This is a genomic window from Neisseria mucosa, assembly GCA_003028315.1.
Classification (GTDB): Bacteria; Pseudomonadota; Gammaproteobacteria; order Burkholderiales; family Neisseriaceae; genus Neisseria; species Neisseria mucosa.
In genome coordinates this window covers 582,154-598,763 of sequence record CP028150.1, presented here as the reverse complement: position 1 = coordinate 598,763, position 16,610 = coordinate 582,154, and the positions used below count along the sequence as shown (strand labels likewise).

Genomic DNA, 16,610 nt, shown 5'->3' with positions numbered 1-16,610 from the left:
TCAGGTCGTCTGAAACTCGGATTTGAGTTTCAGACGACCTTTATATTAACCCGAAATCTGCCAAACACATTTCCGCCGCCGTCAAACCCGACTGTACCGCTGCTTCCAACGTAGCCGGATAGCGCGGGTGCAGGTAGTCGCCTGCCGGATAGATGCGCCGCTGGTGCAACCAAGCAAAATCGGGAGTGGCGGAATCAGGCGTGCAGGCTGTGGTCGCGCGTTTTTCAGTGATGACGCGGACGGCTTCGGGTTCGTCCAAATAAGGGCAGATGCGTTTTACGTCGGCATGGACTTTCTCCACCCATTCTTGACTTTTGAACGCGCCGACATGGTCGGAAACGCTGATGACGGCGGCGACTTCATTTGCCGGCAAACCGAGTGCACCACGATACACCAGCCATTGTGCCGTACCGTCGGTAAATCCGGTCAGCGGCGCGGGCAGATGGACGGGAACGGCATAGCGCAAATAGACGGTGGTAATTGAGTGGTATTGGAGATTTTGATAGGTCGTCTGAATATAGTCGGGAGTATCTTCAGGGAAAAGATGGACGGCATGATACGGCGCAACCGCAACAATAACGGCATCAAAAACCTCGTCATTCACAACGACACGTCCGTCAGGAAGGTTTTTCAGACGACCTACGCGGGTTTCAAGGCGGATGTCCGCACCGTATTGCTTGAGTTTTGTCAACGCAGGCTCGGCGATGATTGCGCCTAAATCGCGCTTGGGCAAAAGATAGTCGCTGCCGGATTTATCCGCCCATACGCCGTCGGACAAAACATTGCACAACACCCGCAAACTTGCGTGTTCCAACGGCGTATTGAGCGCGCCCCACACCAGCGGCTGCCAAAACTCTGCAACCAGCCTGCGCGGGACATTGCGCTGCCGCAGCCATTGGGCAACGGCCAAATCAGCGCGCTTGCCGCGTGCGTAATGCTGCAACGCAGCCATATCGGATAACAGCCTGATTTTCAGCGAGAACGAAACGTTTTTAGCACGCAATATGCCGGTCAAAATATGCAGCGGCGAAGGAAGATTCGTACTTTGAAACTGCAAACCTTCATACATATGCCATTGCAGCGGCAAACGACAAAAAGCGTCTTCAGGATCAGCGCCGATGTGCTCCATCAGCGTCAACACACCATGATAAGCGCCGAGCAAGATATGCTGCCCATTATCCAAAAAACTAAATCCGTCGGTATTCCCAGCCAAAGTACGCGCCCGTCCGCCCGCCTGCCGACCGGCTTCAAATACAGTAACATCGACACGGCGCGCCAACGACACTGCGGCAGACAAACCTGCCCAGCCTGCACCGACGACGGCAATTTTCGGGCGAAGATGCGGAGTGTTCATGGCTTAAATCCAAATAACCAGGTTTTCAGGGCGATACGCTTTTTGCGCGGCGAAGGAATGGCAATTTTATAAGTCAAAACGTTTTGCGCGCCGTCGCGGTCGATTTCGTTCAACAGCGCGTAATAAATCGCCGCCATCACCAAACCGACTTTTTGGGATTTTTTATCTGCAGCGGGCAAGAGCGACATCGCCTCACGATAAGTCTCGCGGGCGCGTGAAACTTGAAAGCACATCAGTTCGGCAAAATTATCCGTCGGCTTACATTGCATAATCACGCTTGCAGGCACGTCAAACCGCTGCATTTCCTCCATCGGCAGGTAAATCCGACCGTTTCTCGCATCTTCACCGACATCGCGGATAATGTTCGTCAGTTGCAGAGCAAGACCCATTTTATCCGCGTATTCCAGCGTTTGGTCGTCTGAAAACCCTAAAATCCTAGCGATCAGGCAGCCGACAACACCCGCAACGCGGTGGCAATACAGTTTCAACTCTTCAAAACTACCGTAACGCGCCTGAACCAAATCCATCTGCATTCCGTCGATTAAGGCTTCCAATTCATATTTCGGCAGCTTGAAGGTTTCCTTAACCTGCCGCAAAGCCTGATTGACCGGATGCTCCGGCATCACGCCGCCGAATACTTTGTCCAAATCGCCGCGCCACCAGTTTAACGTCGCCTGCGCCACATTCGGATCGGAGCAGTCATCGACCACATCGTCCAATTCGCGGCAAAAAGCATACAAAACCGTTATCGCATCCCGCTTTTCCTGCGACAGGAAACGGAAGCCCGACAAAAAACTGGAGCGGCTTTCTTCTGCCTTCTGACGACAATAATCAAGTCCTTGCACGGCGTGTCCTAAAAATTATCATAATAGTAAAATCGGATTTTATCGGATTTGGGGCAGTAGGGAAATTTCAGACGACCTTTATAAATAAACGGAATCCGATTATCGCAATTCCCTACCAAACCACTCAACTATCCGCCCGAAATCTGTTAAAATACCGACCTATCCTAATAAATACAGCATCAAAAGGCACACAATCATGGCTCTTTTGCAGATTTCCGAACCCGGCATGTCCGCCGCTCCGCATCAACACCGCCTCGCCGTCGGCATCGACTTGGGTACGACCAACAGCCTGGTTGCCACCGTCCGCAGCGGCAGCCCGGTTTGCCTGACCGATATAGACGGACGTACCACCCTGCCCTCCGTCGTCCGCTACGGCGAAGGCGATGCCGTCGAAGTCGGCAAAGTCGCCCTTGCCGCCCAAAAAACCGACCCGCTGAACACCATCAGCTCCGCCAAACGCCTTATCGGCCGCACACTTGCCGACCTCGCGCAGGACGCGCAATACCTGCCCTACCGGTTCACGCCCAACGAGCGCGTGGTCGAGCTGAACACCCGCCAAGGTGCCAAAACGCCTATCGAAGTGTCGTCTGAAATCCTCAAAGCCCTCAAATCGCGTGCCGAAGAAACTTTAGGCGGCGATTTGGTCGGCGCCGTCATTACCGTTCCCGCCTATTTCGACGACGCCCAACGCCAAGCCACCAAAGATGCCGCGCGTTTGGCGGGCTTGAACGTCTTGCGCCTCCTTAACGAGCCGACCGCCGCCGCGATTGCCTACGGGCTGGACAACGCCTCAGAAGGCACGTTTGTCGTTTACGACTTGGGCGGCGGTACGTTCGACGTATCCGTATTGCAACTGACCAAAGGGCTGTTTGAAGTCAAAGCCACCGGCGGCAACAGCGCATTGGGCGGCGATGACTTCGACCACCGCCTGTTCTGCCACCTGCTCGAACAAAACGACCTTTCCAAACTCAACGAGCGCGACAGCCAGCTTCTGCTTTCCCTTGTCCGCGCCGCCAAAGAACAACTGACCGGTCAAACCGAAGCCGTCGTTGAAGCCACGCTTTCAGACGGCCGCAAAATCCATACCGTCATTACCCGCCAAGAATTTCACCACCTGACGCAAAATTTGGTGCAAAAAACCATAGAGCCGGTGAAACAGGCACTGAAAGACGCAGGCGTGACCAAAGCCGACATCAAAGGCGTGATTATGGTCGGCGGTTCCACCCGTATGCTGCACGTTCAACAAGCGGTCGCCACCTTCTTCGGACAAACCCCGCTGAACAACCTCAACCCCGACGAAGTCGTCGCGCTCGGCGCCGCCATACAGGCGAACGTCCTTGCCGGCAACAAAACCGACGGCGAATGGCTGCTGCTGGACGTTACCCCCTTGTCGCTCGGTTTGGAAACCTACGGCGGACTCGCCGAAAAAATCATCCCGCGCAATTCCACCATCCCCACCGCGCGCGCGCAGGATTTCACCACCTTCAAAGACGGTCAAACCGCCATGACGATACACGTCGTACAAGGCGAGCGCGAACTCGTTTCCGACTGCCGCAGCCTTGCCAAATTCACCCTGCGCGGCATTCCACCCATGACCGCAGGCGCGGCGCGCATCCGCGTTACCTTCCAAGTTGACGCCGACGGCTTGCTGTCCGTTTCCGCCCAAGAACAAAGCACCGGTGTACAGGCGCAAATCGAAGTCAAACCTTCCTACGGCTTGGACGACAACACCATCACCCAAATGCTCAAAGACAGCATGAGCAACGCCGCCGAAGACATGGCGGCACGCGCCCGCGCCGAAGCCGTGGTCGAAGCTGAAAGCCTGACCGACGCCGTCAACGCCGCCCTTGAGTTGGATAGCGATTTGCTGGATGCCGAAGAGCTTGCACAAATCCAGCAAGACATCGCCGATCTGCAAGGTCGTCTGAAAGACGGCAACGCCGAAGACATCCGCTCCGCCGTTGCCAAACTCAGCCGCAGCACCGACAACTTCGCCGCCAAACGCATGAACCGCAACATCCAACGTGCGCTGACAGGGCAAAGTGTGGACGATATTTGATGGCAAACAGTTTCAGACGACCTTGTAAAACACAAGGTCGTCTGAAAATCTAATATCCCAACCGATCCGATTTCTTCTATGCGACTCTGGCACCAAACCCTCATCCCGCTGCTCCCCCGCGCCCAGCTTTTGGGACAACACCGCGAGTGTGCCGCCCTGCGCGGAGCAGGCTGGGGCAGGCCGCACGCGACGGTGAATTACGTTTTCACCCATTCGCCTGACAAGCTCTATCTGTATCACGCGCTGATTATGGAAGAAATGGAAAAACGCGGTTACAAACCCGACCCGTTGTGGAAAGACCCGCTGTACCGCGGCAAAGCAGTTACCCCTTATCCCGCACACGATATCGAAACCGCCGATTCGCCGATTTACCCCGAACACAATGATGCTTATCTGGACGAATGTCTGGAAAATTTAAAAAACAAAGGCATCGTGTTATAAACGGTTTCAGACGACCCTTTCATCACAAAAGGTCGTCTGAAAATTACCCACAAACCCTATCCACCCATTACAAGAGACAATAAAAATGCCCAAAATCACCGTACTCCCACACGCCGTATTATGTCCCGAAGGCGCAGTCATTGAAGACGCGCCCGAAGGCAAAACCGTCCTTGACGTGCTGCTCGACCACGACATCGAAGTCGATCACGCCTGTGAAAAATCCTGCGCTTGCACTACTTGCCACGTCATCATCCGCAAAGGTTTCGACAGCTTGGAAGAGCCAAGCGAGCTGGAAGAAGACCTGCTCGACCAAGCATGGGGCTTGGAAGCCGACTCGCGCCTGAGCTGTCAGGCAGTGGTTGCCGACGAAGACTTGGTGGTGGAAATCCCCAAATACACCATCAACCACGCGCGCGAAGATCATTGATGCGAAGAGGTCGTCTGAAACGGATACAGCAATGTTCAGACGACCCCTGCCAAATTTTGAGCAAACAAAAAGTCGTCTGAAACTGCCTTACCGACCGTTTTCAGACGACCTTCCGTCAAATCGCTGCCAAATCGTTTATTTGGAACGTGGAACGACAAACCTTAAGCGGGATACTTTCATCGAAGCAACGGTTTGCGCAACAGGATAATTTTCCACTCTGCCTTTGGCGTTCAGCATACTGAGGCTGCTGCCATGGCGGGTAATGATGCTCTTAGGTTCAGGCTTCGGTGCCGGTTCGTTTTTTGCTGCGTCTGCGACGGATTTCGGCGGTTCGGGGACATATCCCGCCAAGCCGAAGCGTTTGATAATTTCATTTGCGGCATCCATATAACGCTGTTTTGCTTCTTCGTTTTCCACCGCCATATCGTCAAGCGCCACAGACACGTCGTTGCCGCAGCCGACAATGCGTTCCGCAATACGCGAATACACCATCCAGCGTTTCAAACGCAAAGCGCCCGCATCTTCGTCCGGCGCAGCGGCATCCAAAGCAATCATGCCGTAACGCTTGCCATAACGGAGGCGCAGCGAAAGCCGCTTCAGCCCCTCGCTCTCGTCCAGCATCTGATAAAGCTCGCGGATAAGCAGCAGCAGGCGGTCGAACACGCCCGCTTTAGCAAGATAATTAGGATCATCGGAGGCGAGCGCGTAAATAAGTTTGGATAATTTGGCATTGAGTGCGTTGTTCATCGATTTTCCTGTTATTCATACTATAATGGATTTCTTTAAGAACCATTCCAAATGATTTGGTTGCATGACAAAGTGTAAATTTTCCTTAGTGAAAGTCAGAAAAATGTATTAACGTACGCCTTGAAAATATTACATAGGAAAATACCATATGCGATTTCAGACGCATTAATCATTGCCGACACAAATTTCCCCCAAAGCATTAAAACCTAAACAAGCCATCCCGAATCAAACCATTCGGACACTCCAAAAGGAACGACATCATGAAATGGACAGACACCCAACGCATCGCCGAAGAACTCTACGACCTGCACGGCGACAGCATCGACCCGAAAACCGTTCGCTTCACCCAACTGCGCGACCTGATTATGGCGCTGCCCGACTTCGACGACGATCCCGCACGCTGCGGCGAACGCATCCTCGAAGCCGTACAACAGGCATGGATTGAAGAGGCTGAGTGAGGCAACATCATTTGCAAGCTAAAAACCAAGACGTCGTCTGAAAATTTTTCAGACGACGTTTGAATGGGTTGATAGCCAACTCAAGCGCAAAACATCTTATTGCTTTTGCTTTACCAACAAGAATACAAGCCATTGAAATCCATTTAATTTCAAGATATTCACACACATCAGAATATGTATTTTCTCGCCGGCTTGCCCTCATACCAATAGAGACAAGCATAATGGCAGCCACATTAAAATAATTCATAAACTTTCTGAAAATTTTGAATTTGACTCATACACAAGGCAAATTTATCATACAAGCCTGAAAACGTTTAAAAAAGACAACCGAGGTACACAGCCAATGAGTTACGCAAAAGAAATCAATGCGTTAAACAACAGCCTTTCCGACTTGAAGGGCGACATCAACGTTTCGTTCGAATTTTTCCCGCCGAAAAACGAACAAATGGAAACCATGCTGTGGGACTCCATCCATCGCCTGCAAACCCTTCATCCCAAATTCGTATCCGTAACCTACGGCGCAAACTCCGGAGAACGCGACCGTACGCACAGCATCGTCAAACGCATCCAACAGGAAACCGGCTTGGAAGCCGCGCCGCACCTGACCGGCATCGACGCCTCTCCCGACGAATTGCGCCAAATCGCCAAAGACTATTGGGACAGCGGCATCCGCCGTATTGTCGCCCTGCGCGGCGACGAGCCGCCCGGCTATGAGAAAAAACCGTTTTACGCCGAAGACCTGGTCAAACTCCTGCGCTCCGTCGCCGACTTCGACATCTCCGTAGCGGCATACCCCGAAGTGCATCCCGAAGCCAAATCCGCACAAGCCGACCTGATCAATCTGAAGCGCAAAATCGATGCGGGTGCAAACCATGTCATCACCCAATTCTTCTTCGACGTAGAACGCTACCTGCGCTTCCGCGACCGCTGCGTAATGCTGGGCATCGACGTCGAAATCGTTCCCGGCATCCTGCCTGTTACCAACTTCAAGCAACTCGGCAAAATGGCGCAAGTAACCAACGTCAAAATCCCGAAATGGCTGTCGCAAATGTATGAAGGCTTGGACGACGACCAAGCAACGCGCAATCTGGTGGCGGCAAGTATCGCCATCGACATGGTCAAAGTCCTGTCCCGCGAAGGCGTGAAAGATTTCCACTTCTACACGCTCAACCGCAGCGAGCTGACTTACGCCATCTGCCATATTTTAGGCGTGCGCCCCTAAAGCCGAAAACGGTTTCAGACGACCTCAGGGGGTCGTCTGAAAAACAAAACGCCGCCCCATCCGCCCTATTCTGATTTACAATACCGACCGATTCGGATTGAACCGGTCCTTACAAAATCCAACTGGAGAGTTCAACATGACAACATTACATTTCTCAGGCTTCCCGCGTGTCGGCGCCTTCCGTGAATTGAAATTCGCCCAAGAAAAATACTGGCGCAAAGAAATCAGCGAACAAGAGCTGCTCGACGTCGCCAAAGACCTGCGCGAAAAAAACTGGAAACACCAAGCCGCTGCCAACGCCGATTACGTTGCCGTAGGCGATTTCACTTTCTACGACCACATCCTCGACCTGCAAGTCGCTACCGGCGCGATTCCCGCCCGTTTCGGCTTCGACAGCCAAAACCTGTCTTTGGAACAATTCTTCCAACTTGCGCGCGGCAACAAAGACCAATTCGCCATCGAGATGACCAAATGGTTCGACACCAACTATCACTACTTGGTGCCTGAATTCCACGCCGATACCGAATTCAAAGCAAACGCCAAACACTACGTTCAACAACTGAAAGAAGCCCAAGCCCTCGGTCTGAAAGCCAAACCGACCATCGTCGGCCCACTGACCTTCCTGTGGGTAGGTAAAGAAAAAGGCGCAGTCGAATTCAACCGCCTGAGCCTGTTGCAAAAACTGCTGCCCGTTTACGTTGAAATCCTGAACGCTTTGGTTGAAGCCGGTGCCGAATGGATTCAAATCGACGAGCCTGCTTTGGCTGTTGACCTGCCTAAAGAATGGGTGGAAGCCTACAAAGACGTTTACGCCACTTTGAGCAAAGTAAACGCCAAAATCCTGTTGAGCACTTACTTCGGTTCCGTTGCCGAACACGCCGCATTGCTGAAAGCCCTGCCCGTTGACGGTCTGCACATCGACTTGGTACGCGCTCCTGAACAACTGGATGCGTTCGCCGACTACGACAAAGTCCTGTCTGCCGGCGTTATCGACGGCCGCAACATCTGGCGCGCCAACCTGAACAAAGTTTTGGAAACTGTCGAGCCCCTGAAAGCCAAACTGGTCGACCGTTTGTGGATTTCCAGCTCTTGCTCGCTGTTGCACACTCCATTTGACTTGTCAGTTGAAGAAAAACTGAAAGCCAACAAACCTGACCTCTACTCTTGGTTGGCATTTACCCTGCAAAAAACCCAAGAATTGCGCGTTCTGAAAGCCGCATTGAACGAAGGCCGTGATTCCGTTGCCGATGAACTCGCTGCCAGCCAAGCTGCTGCCGATTCACGCGCCAACAGCAGTGAAATCCACCGCGCAGACGTCGCCAAACGCCTTGCCGACCTGCCTGCCAACGCAGACCAACGTAAATCACCGTTTGCCGACCGCATCAAAGCGCAACAAGCATGGTTGAACCTGCCCCTGCTGCCGACGACCAACATCGGTTCTTTCCCACAAACCACCGAAATCCGCCAAGCACGCGCAGCCTTCAAAAAAGGCGAACTGTCTGCCGCCGATTACGAAGCCGCGATGAAAAAAGAAATCGCCTTGGTGGTTGAAGAGCAAGAAAAACTGGACTTGGACGTACTGGTACACGGCGAAGCCGAGCGTAACGACATGGTCGAATACTTCGGCGAATTGTTGAGCGGTTTCGCATTCACCCAATACGGCTGGGTACAAAGCTACGGTTCACGCTGCGTGAAACCACCGATTATCTTCGGTGACGTAAGCCGCCCAGAAGCCATGACTGTCGCTTGGTCTACTTACGCACAAAGCCTGACCAAACGCCCGATGAAAGGCATGTTGACCGGCCCCGTAACCATCCTGCAATGGTCTTTCGTCCGCAATGACATTCCACGCTCTACCGTGTGCAAACAAATCGCACTGGCTCTGAACGACGAAGTATTGGATCTGGAAAAAGCAGGCATCAAAGTCATCCAAATCGACGAACCTGCCATCCGTGAAGGCCTGCCTTTGAAACGCGCCGATTGGGATGCCTACCTGAACTGGGCCGGCGAATCCTTCCGCCTGTCCTCCAGCGGTTGCGAAGACAGCACACAAATCCACACCCATATGTGCTACTCCGAGTTCAACGACATCCTGCCTGCCATCGCAGCTATGGACGCCGACGTCATCACCATCGAGACTTCACGTTCCGACATGGAACTCTTGACCGCGTTCGGCGAATTCAAATACCCGAACGACATCGGCCCGGGCGTTTACGACATCCACAGCCCTCGCGTACCGACAGAAGCCGAAGTGGAACACCTGTTGCGTAAAGCCATCGAAGTCGTACCGGTTGAACGACTGTGGGTTAACCCGGACTGCGGTCTGAAAACACGCGGTTGGAAAGAAACTCTGGAACAACTCCAAGTGATGATGAACGTTACCCACAAACTGCGTGCCGAATTGGCGAAATAAGTTTGAAATAGCGTAGTCAAAAGGTCGTCTGAAAATTTTCAGACGACCTTTTTATATGGTTTAGAGAATCAAGGGAAAAACATAGCGGATTAACTTTGAAGCAATACGGCATTGCCTCACCTAAGCTTCAGAAAGATGATTCCCAATGATGAGACAACAGATAAATCAGCTTCGTACTGCTTACGCTACCCACAGTTTCATTGCCATGTCCTGATTTAAAGTCATTCCACAAAAGATGGTGTTTACAAACCCGCAAGCAAACGACGGATTTTGCCGATGGCAAGCTCGGTTTCCAAGCCGCATTCCGTCCCTTCCGCTCCGCCGCTGAGGCAGCGGATGTCGGTGATGCCGCAGAAGTGGGCGTATTGGATGCCCAGTTCGCGGGCAAGGAAGGCTTCGGGCATTCCGGTCATACCCAATACGTCCACACCGTCGCGGCGGTAACGTTGGATTTCTGCGCGGGTCGGCCAGCGCGGGCCTTGCAGGCAGCCGTAAACGGCTTGGGTGTATAAGGGCATTTGGTGCTGTTGCGCGTGTTCGGCAATTTTTTCGCGCAGTCCGGCGGAGTAGGGTTCGAGAAAATCGGTGTGTACGACCGGTTCTTCCTGTCCTTCAAAAAAGGTGTCCTTGCGGCCGTAGGTGTAGTCGATCAAGTCGTCGGGCAGGACGAGCGCGCCGTTTTCAAAGCGGTCGTTGATGCTGATGACGGAGGAAACGGCGACGATGTATTCCGCACCTATGGAATGCAACGCCCAAATGTTGGCGCGGTAGTTGATTTCGTGCGGCGCGACGGTATGGCCGAAGCCGTGCCGCGCGAGGAAGAAAATGTCCTGACTGCCCAGTTTGCCGCTTAAGACGGGGCTGCTGGTCAGTCCGTAGGGGGTGCGGACGATTTTGCGGTCGGTGATGCTCAGTTCGGGCAGCTTGGTCAGGCTGCTGCCGCCGATGATGGCTAACATATGGTCCTTTATATAAGTGATTTCAGGGAGTGAGTGTCGGAAAGAAAAAGGTTTGCAAAACAGCCATGATGATGGAAAACAGGATTAATACCTTCATTTTTTCCGGAAAGCTGTATCCGTCGTCTAGGGGAAGCATTTCCCATAGCAACATCGATAGGAAACCGGATATAAACCAAAGTGCAAAATTGTTCAACATGGCTGTCGAAGAAAGGCTGGGAGGTCGTCTGAAAACCCATATCTGATTTCAGACGACCTTTTGTCCTTTTACTTGTGTTTGTAAAAACGGCTGTGGAAATAAGCATTCACACCTTCGCGCAACAGGACTAAGGTTACGGCGGCAAGCGGCAGGCCGGCGAGCATGCCGACGAAGCCCATGAGTTGTCCGAAAGCCATCAACGAGAAAATCACCCAGAAAGGCGACAGGCCGATGCGGTCGCCGACGATTTTTGGGGTAACGATAAAACTCTCGAGGAATTGTCCGATAGCGAACACTACCCACACCATAATCAGACCGTTCCATGTGCCAAATTGCAGCAAAGCGGCGACGGTTGCCAGCAAAAGTCCGGTAAACGCGCCCAAATACGGGATAAACACCAAAATACCGGCAATCATACCGATAGCGAAACCGGAATCCAGTCCGACCAGCATCAGCCCGACCCCGTACACCAGCCCCATAATCAGCATCACCATCAACTGCCCGCGCAGGAACTCGCCCAAAACTTCATCCATGTTGCTTGTGATGCGCGTATAAGTGTCGATAAAGCGGCGCGGAACCAACGCGCTGATGCCGTAAGACCAGCGTTTCCAGTCCAAAAGGAAATAATACAGCAAGAGCGGCAGCAGGATCAGGTTGCTCATGCCGCTGATGACGTTGCCGCTTTGGCGCATCAGCGTCGGGACCCAAGCCTTGAGCGTGTTGCTCAATTCCCCTATATGCGACTGCAACCATTTGACCACCGAATCCTGATCGATATGCACATAATTACCCGCCACATGGTTCAGCCAAGGCAGCAGCCTGTTTTGCGTAAAATCGACGATTTGGGGAATGCGGCTGACCATATTGTTAAACTGGTTGATCAGCATAGGCACGATAATCAGCATCAACGACAGCAGCAACAGCAAAGCGAATACCATCACCATCATGGACGCGGGGCCGCGTTTAATCTTTTTCTTCTGCAACCATTCCACCAGCGGATTCAACACATAAGCCAAAACCGCCGCCACAATAAACGGCGTCAGGATGTCGCCCAGCGCGTACAGCAGCCAGACAAAAGCCGCAATCACGCAGCCCATAATGATCCACGGCTTCATGCCGCGCGTTTTTTTCTGATACATAAAACCTTTCCATGTGTGTTTCAGCGGAAGCCGCCGCAATCGTTTTCAGACGACCCCTGACCGTCCAGTATAACAGAATAAACGGGGTCGTCTGAAACCTCAGATTGTTTACAAAATCACCGAAAAATCCAAGCCCGCGCCTGCAAAATAAGGTAAAATACGCCCCATCGTTTTTCCGTCCCAATCACGATAAGGAACCCATTCATGAGCACTTCACTGAGCTACCGCGACGCTGGCGTCGATATTGACGCGGGCGACCAACTGGTCGAAAACATCAAACCTTTTGCCAAACGCACCATGCGTCCCGAAGTGTTGGGTGATTTGGGCGGCTTCGGCGCATTGGTCGAAATCAGCAAAAAATACAAAAATCCCGTCCTCGTCAGCGGCACCGACGGCGTGGGCACCAAGCTCAAGCTCGCCTTCGACTGGGACAAACACGACACCGTCGGTATCGACCTCGTCGCCATGAGCGTCAACGATATTTTGGTTCAAGGCGCGGAGCCTTTGTTCTTCCTCGACTATTTCGCCTGCGGCAAACTCGACGTCGCCCGCGCTACCGACGTGATTAAAGGCATCGCCCAAGGATGCGAAGAATCCGGCTGCGCCCTCATCGGCGGCGAAACCGCCGAAATGCCCGGCATGTATCCTGAAGGCGAATACGACTTGGCAGGCTTCGCCGTCGGCGTGGTCGAAAAAGAGCGCGTCATCAACGGCCGCAGTATCAAAGCAGGCGACATCGTGTTGGGCCTGGCTTCCAACGGCGCCCATTCCAACGGCTACTCCCTCGTCCGCAAAATCATCGCCCGCGATAATCCCGATTTGGACGCCGAGTTCGACAACGGCAAAACCCTGCGCGAAACCATCATCGCCCCGACCCGCCTGTATGTGAAACCCATTCTCGCCGCGTTGGAAAAATTCACCGTCAAAGGCATGGCGCACATCACCGGCGGAGGCATCACCGAAAATGTGCCGCGCATCCTGCCTAAAAACACCGTCGCCCAAATCGACGCCAAAGCATGGGAATTGCCCAAGCTGTTCCAATGGCTGCAACAGGCAGGCAATGTGGAAACGCAAGAAATGTACCGCACCTTCAACTGCGGCATCGGCATGGTGGTCGTGATTGCCGAAGAAGATGCCGACGCGGTGCAGGCATTCTTAACCGAACAAGGCGAAACCGTTTACCGTTTGGGCAAAATCCGCGAACGCAAAGGCGACGAACATCAGACCCAAGTGGCTTAAATCACAAGCCTGAAGCTAAATAAAAGGTCGTCTGAAACAGCCAAACCATCTGTTTCAGACGACCTTTTAAATTTTTTAACCCATTAATTGCAATATTTGGCAACATCCCCTTGATACCGTTTGACCAAATCATCACGATTGGCAACGCGCGCGCTTTCGGCAGACTGTTGGTTCATTCGTGCGACACGGCAGTTGTCTTCTTTGTTTTTACGGTTTTCTTCCTCAATTTTTTTATTTTGCTCCTCGATCAGTTTATTCTTAGCCAACATCCGCTCATTTAATTTCGCCTGTTGCTCTGCCAGCGTACCCTCGTCCGCAGCTTCGGATTTGGGTTTGACTGCCGCCTTGACGCTGTGCGTACGGATATTCATTACATTGGAGCGGTCAAGTTGGAGCCGGTTCGGCGTATCGGAATAGCTGTTCCCCTTGCCGTTTTTCCATGTATAAACACTGTCTGCCGCCAATACGCTGGAAGAACACAAAACTGCTGCCGCCAATACGGATAATGCAGAAAGTTTCATTTTCATTAAAATTCCCCTATTCAAATGATGAGCGATTAATTTGAAATGACAATATTGTACTTGATTTTAAATAATATGTCATAACAAGACGATTACTGTGTATCAAAAAGCAAAAAAAATCGCCCCTTTAAACATTTAAGGGGCGCAAAAGGAACACAAACCACTACCAAAACTGTTACAGGGCAAATCCTCCTGATTTTAATTGATGGGTTGCCGGATAAAGTGCTTTCATCAAATCATGCGGTGAAAGCGATAAATCTCTGCTGCCTGTCGTCAGACGACCTTGCTTCGGGGTCAGCTCAAGCAGGCAAGTATCTTTAGCTTGGATAAACTTATTTTTCGTCTGCCGCAACCGGCGTTGTAAAGCGGAAACAACTTTCTCATATAAGCTGTCTTTTTTCTGTACTTCACGGGTATTCGCCACCCAGCTCAGACGAATATCGCTGGTTTCGTCCTCAATCAGCAAAATGCCCGCTTCTACTTGCTCTGCCTTATTCATACAAGGCAGCCAAACATAATAGCGTCCGTCCAGCGTAATGTAGAATACATCGTGAACTTCACAATCGTTGCAGCATTGGGTTGCCAAAAGCGAACGGATGGTTTGTTGATGCAGTCTCAGAATATCAAGGGAGACTTGCTTGAAAATACTTTCCGGCATTTCATTCTCCTTTCGTTCTGTTGCGCTGTCGTTTCGATGAGTTGCATTATACGAGTATTTTTTAATTTTGCAAATGATAATTGTTACTATTTTTTAAAACAGAAATAACACAATGATTTAAAAAGAAATTAATTTTTTAAAAGTTGAGTATTTTACTCAGGATTTAGTATCCATCAGCCTTTTGAAAGACAAACTGCTTTCGCTCGTCTGAAAATTGTCAGCAATTTCTACTTTTGATAACCATAAGACGGCTCATACCCCACTTGTCTAAAATATTTTCCCTCATCTAAACAACATCCCAATAAGAATACAAAGCAACACCACTCTATACTTTCACCCCCTCCTTGAGTATGATACGAGACATTTTTTCATTCAGTCATTGGAGCATTTGATGAGACGCCAGATTATCCTTGATACCGAAACCACCGGCCTTTACGCCGAAAACGGCGACCGCTTGGTCGAGTTTGCAGGACTGGAAATGGTCAACCGCCAAATGACCGGACGCTTCCTGCACCTTTACGTCCATCCCGAGCGCGATATGCCTGAAGAAGCCGCACGCGTACACGGGCTGACGATTGACGTTTTAGAAGAGAAAAACGCTCCGCCGTTTGCAAAGGTCGGACAAGAAATCAGCGAATTTATCCGTGGCGCGGAATTGATTATCCACAATGCGAAATTCGACGTAGGCTTCTTAAATATGGAATTCCGCCGCATGGGTCTGCCCTCCGTCGAAGAGCTTGGTTGTGAGATTACAGATACGCTGGCGATGGCGCGTGAAATGTTTCCTGGGCAAAAAGCCAGCCTGGATGCCTTGTGCAACCGCCTCTCCATCGACAGAAGCAAGCGCGTACTGCATGGCGCTTTAATCGACTGCGAGCTTTTAGGCGAAGTTTATTTGGCGATGACGCGCCAACAATTCGACTTAATGGGTGAAGAAGGTGAAGAAGAAAAAAAAGAAGACAAGCCCGTCATCATCGCCGAAACAAAACGTTCGTCGCGCTTAAAAGTCATCAAAGCCAATGCTGAAGAGCTTGAAGAACACGAAAAATATCTCGATGCGCTGGGAGAGGCCTGCATATGGAGGCAGGCAGCCGCCGGAGAGAATGTATGAAAAGACGGCATATCGCCCTGATTCCCGCCGCAGGGATCGGCGCTCGCTTCGGTGCAGGCAAACCCAAACAATATATCCGGATACACGGCAAAACCGTCTTAGAGCATACGGTTGCCATTTTTACACAACATCCGTTTATCGACTTGGTCGCTATTATTGTCTCACCTGATGATCCTTTTATTAATCATCTTCAGACAACCTCTGATAAGACAGTGGTTTTCAACGTCGGAGGCAATACCCGGGCAGAAACCGTCCGCAACGGTGTGCAAACACTGATGAAAAAGAGGTTGGCGGATAACCACGATAATATTTTGGTTCACGATGCCGCCCGCTGCTGCCTGCCCCAAGATGCCCTGTCGCGCCTAATTCAGGCAGCCGGAACAAAAGTAGAAGGTGGCATTTTGGCCATTCCCGCAGCCGACACCATCAAACGTTCCGATACCGACGGACAAATCCTGGAAACCGTACCCCGTAAAGACTTATGGCAGGCACAGACACCGCAACTTTTTCAAGCCGGATTATTGAATCGCGCCCTATCCGCCTCCGACTTAAACGGTATTACCGATGAAGCCTCTGCCGTAGAACAACTGGGCATAAGGCCTCTACTGGTGCAGGGGGATATCCGCAATCTCAAATTAACCCTCCCTCAGGACGAATTTATCATACGGCTGCTTTTGAATACTTGAATAACCTCGACAAAAAGGTCGTCTGAAAACCAGAATTTGGATTTTCAGACGACGGCGGATTCGCATTTGAAGTGCAACTTTCCATAACAGAAAAAGGCCAGTATGCAGCAGCATACGGCCTTTCCTGCAAGAAAG

Annotated in this window: 17 protein-coding genes; 9 read left to right on the top strand and 8 right to left on the bottom strand. The window is 51.6% G+C overall.

From position 1 onward, the window contains the following. Positions 1–40: 40 nt before the first annotated feature. The gene (locus tag NM96_03015; GenBank protein ID AVR78460.1) at positions 41–1,354 is read right to left on the bottom strand and encodes an oxidoreductase; all 1,314 of its coding nucleotides are present in this window, start codon (positions 1,352–1,354) and stop codon (positions 41–43) included. Then, a complete protein-coding gene (gene hpnD, locus NM96_03010; protein AVR78459.1) occupies positions 1,351–2,199 on the bottom strand; it encodes a squalene synthase HpnD in 849 nt (282 codons plus the stop codon). The genes NM96_03015 and hpnD overlap by 4 nt, the downstream gene beginning before the upstream one ends. A 196-nt stretch (positions 2,200–2,395) precedes the next feature. On the opposite strand from hpnD, the gene hscA reads away from it, so the two are divergent. The 3 genes from hscA (at position 2,396) to fdx (ending at position 5,126) form a co-directional block, all read left to right on the top strand. Next, on the top strand, positions 2,396–4,258 hold the full coding sequence (gene hscA / locus NM96_03005) for a Fe-S protein assembly chaperone HscA (protein ID AVR78458.1): 1,863 nt from the start codon (positions 2,396–2,398) through the stop codon (positions 4,256–4,258). Between the two features lie 78 nt (positions 4,259–4,336). After that, positions 4,337–4,699, top strand: a complete 363-nt coding sequence (locus NM96_03000; GenBank protein AVR78457.1) for a hypothetical protein — start codon at positions 4,337–4,339, stop codon at positions 4,697–4,699. 85 nt (positions 4,700–4,784) lie between these two features. Further along, a complete protein-coding gene (gene fdx / locus NM96_02995; protein AVR78456.1) occupies positions 4,785–5,126 on the top strand; it encodes an ISC system 2Fe-2S type ferredoxin in 342 nt (113 codons plus the stop codon). A 135-nt stretch (positions 5,127–5,261) separates the two neighbouring features. Here the strand turns inward: fdx and NM96_02990 are convergent, their stop codons facing one another. Next, positions 5,262–5,873, bottom strand: a complete 612-nt coding sequence (locus NM96_02990; protein AVR78455.1) for a hypothetical protein — start codon at positions 5,871–5,873, stop codon at positions 5,262–5,264. A 260-nt stretch (positions 5,874–6,133) separates the two neighbouring features. On the opposite strand from NM96_02990, the gene iscX reads away from it, so the two are divergent. The 3 genes from iscX (at position 6,134) to NM96_02975 (ending at position 9,966) form a co-directional block, all read left to right on the top strand. Then, positions 6,134–6,331 (top strand): Fe-S assembly protein IscX, encoded by a 198-nt coding sequence (gene iscX / locus NM96_02985; protein AVR78454.1) that lies wholly within the window; start codon positions 6,134–6,136, stop codon positions 6,329–6,331. A gap of 343 nt (positions 6,332–6,674) precedes the next feature. Next, complete coding sequence (locus NM96_02980; GenBank protein ID AVR78453.1) at positions 6,675–7,553, top strand: methylenetetrahydrofolate reductase; 879 nt, start codon at positions 6,675–6,677, stop codon at positions 7,551–7,553. A 136-nt stretch (positions 7,554–7,689) separates the two neighbouring features. After that, positions 7,690–9,966: a 5-methyltetrahydropteroyltriglutamate--homocysteine S-methyltransferase gene (locus NM96_02975; protein ID AVR78452.1), complete on the top strand. Its 2,277-nt coding sequence runs from the start codon at positions 7,690–7,692 to the stop codon at positions 9,964–9,966. A 242-nt stretch (positions 9,967–10,208) separates the two neighbouring features. On the opposite strand, the gene NM96_02970 is transcribed toward NM96_02975, so the two are convergent. The 3 genes from NM96_02970 to NM96_02960 all read right to left on the bottom strand — a co-directional run bounded on the left by NM96_02970 (position 10,209) and on the right by NM96_02960 (position 12,260). After that, complete coding sequence (locus NM96_02970; protein ID AVR78451.1) at positions 10,209–10,925, bottom strand: S-methyl-5'-thioinosine phosphorylase; 717 nt, start codon at positions 10,923–10,925, stop codon at positions 10,209–10,211. 22 nt (positions 10,926–10,947) lie between these two features. Further along, entirely contained in the window at positions 10,948–11,121 is a 174-nt protein-coding gene (locus NM96_02965) for an ABC transporter permease (GenBank protein AVR78450.1), read from the bottom strand. A gap of 68 nt (positions 11,122–11,189) precedes the next feature. Then, the gene (locus tag NM96_02960) at positions 11,190–12,260 is read right to left on the bottom strand and encodes an AI-2E family transporter (GenBank protein AVR78449.1); all 1,071 of its coding nucleotides are present in this window, start codon (positions 12,258–12,260) and stop codon (positions 11,190–11,192) included. 204 nt (positions 12,261–12,464) lie between these two features. Here NM96_02960 and NM96_02955 point away from each other — a divergent pair, with 204 nt between their 5' ends. Beyond that, the gene (locus NM96_02955) at positions 12,465–13,499 is read left to right on the top strand and encodes a phosphoribosylformylglycinamidine cyclo-ligase (protein AVR78448.1); all 1,035 of its coding nucleotides are present in this window, start codon (positions 12,465–12,467) and stop codon (positions 13,497–13,499) included. Between the two features lie 83 nt (positions 13,500–13,582). Here NM96_02955 and NM96_02950 read toward each other — a convergent pair whose 3' ends face one another. Both NM96_02950 and NM96_02945 read right to left on the bottom strand, forming a co-directional pair. Then, positions 13,583–14,020 (bottom strand): DUF4124 domain-containing protein, encoded by a 438-nt coding sequence (locus NM96_02950; protein AVR80250.1) that lies wholly within the window; start codon positions 14,018–14,020, stop codon positions 13,583–13,585. A gap of 175 nt (positions 14,021–14,195) precedes the next feature. After that, complete coding sequence (locus NM96_02945; protein ID AVR78447.1) at positions 14,196–14,678, bottom strand: hypothetical protein; 483 nt, start codon at positions 14,676–14,678, stop codon at positions 14,196–14,198. A gap of 388 nt (positions 14,679–15,066) precedes the next feature. On the opposite strand from NM96_02945, the gene dnaQ reads away from it, so the two are divergent. Together dnaQ and NM96_02935 are read left to right on the top strand one after the other, a co-directional pair. Beyond that, complete coding sequence (gene dnaQ, locus NM96_02940; GenBank protein ID AVR80249.1) at positions 15,067–15,789, top strand: DNA polymerase III subunit epsilon; 723 nt, start codon at positions 15,067–15,069, stop codon at positions 15,787–15,789. Next, complete coding sequence (locus NM96_02935; protein ID AVR78446.1) at positions 15,786–16,475, top strand: 2-C-methyl-D-erythritol 4-phosphate cytidylyltransferase; 690 nt, start codon at positions 15,786–15,788, stop codon at positions 16,473–16,475. Before dnaQ ends, NM96_02935 begins: the two co-directional genes overlap by 4 nt. Positions 16,476–16,610: the final 135 nt, after the last annotated feature.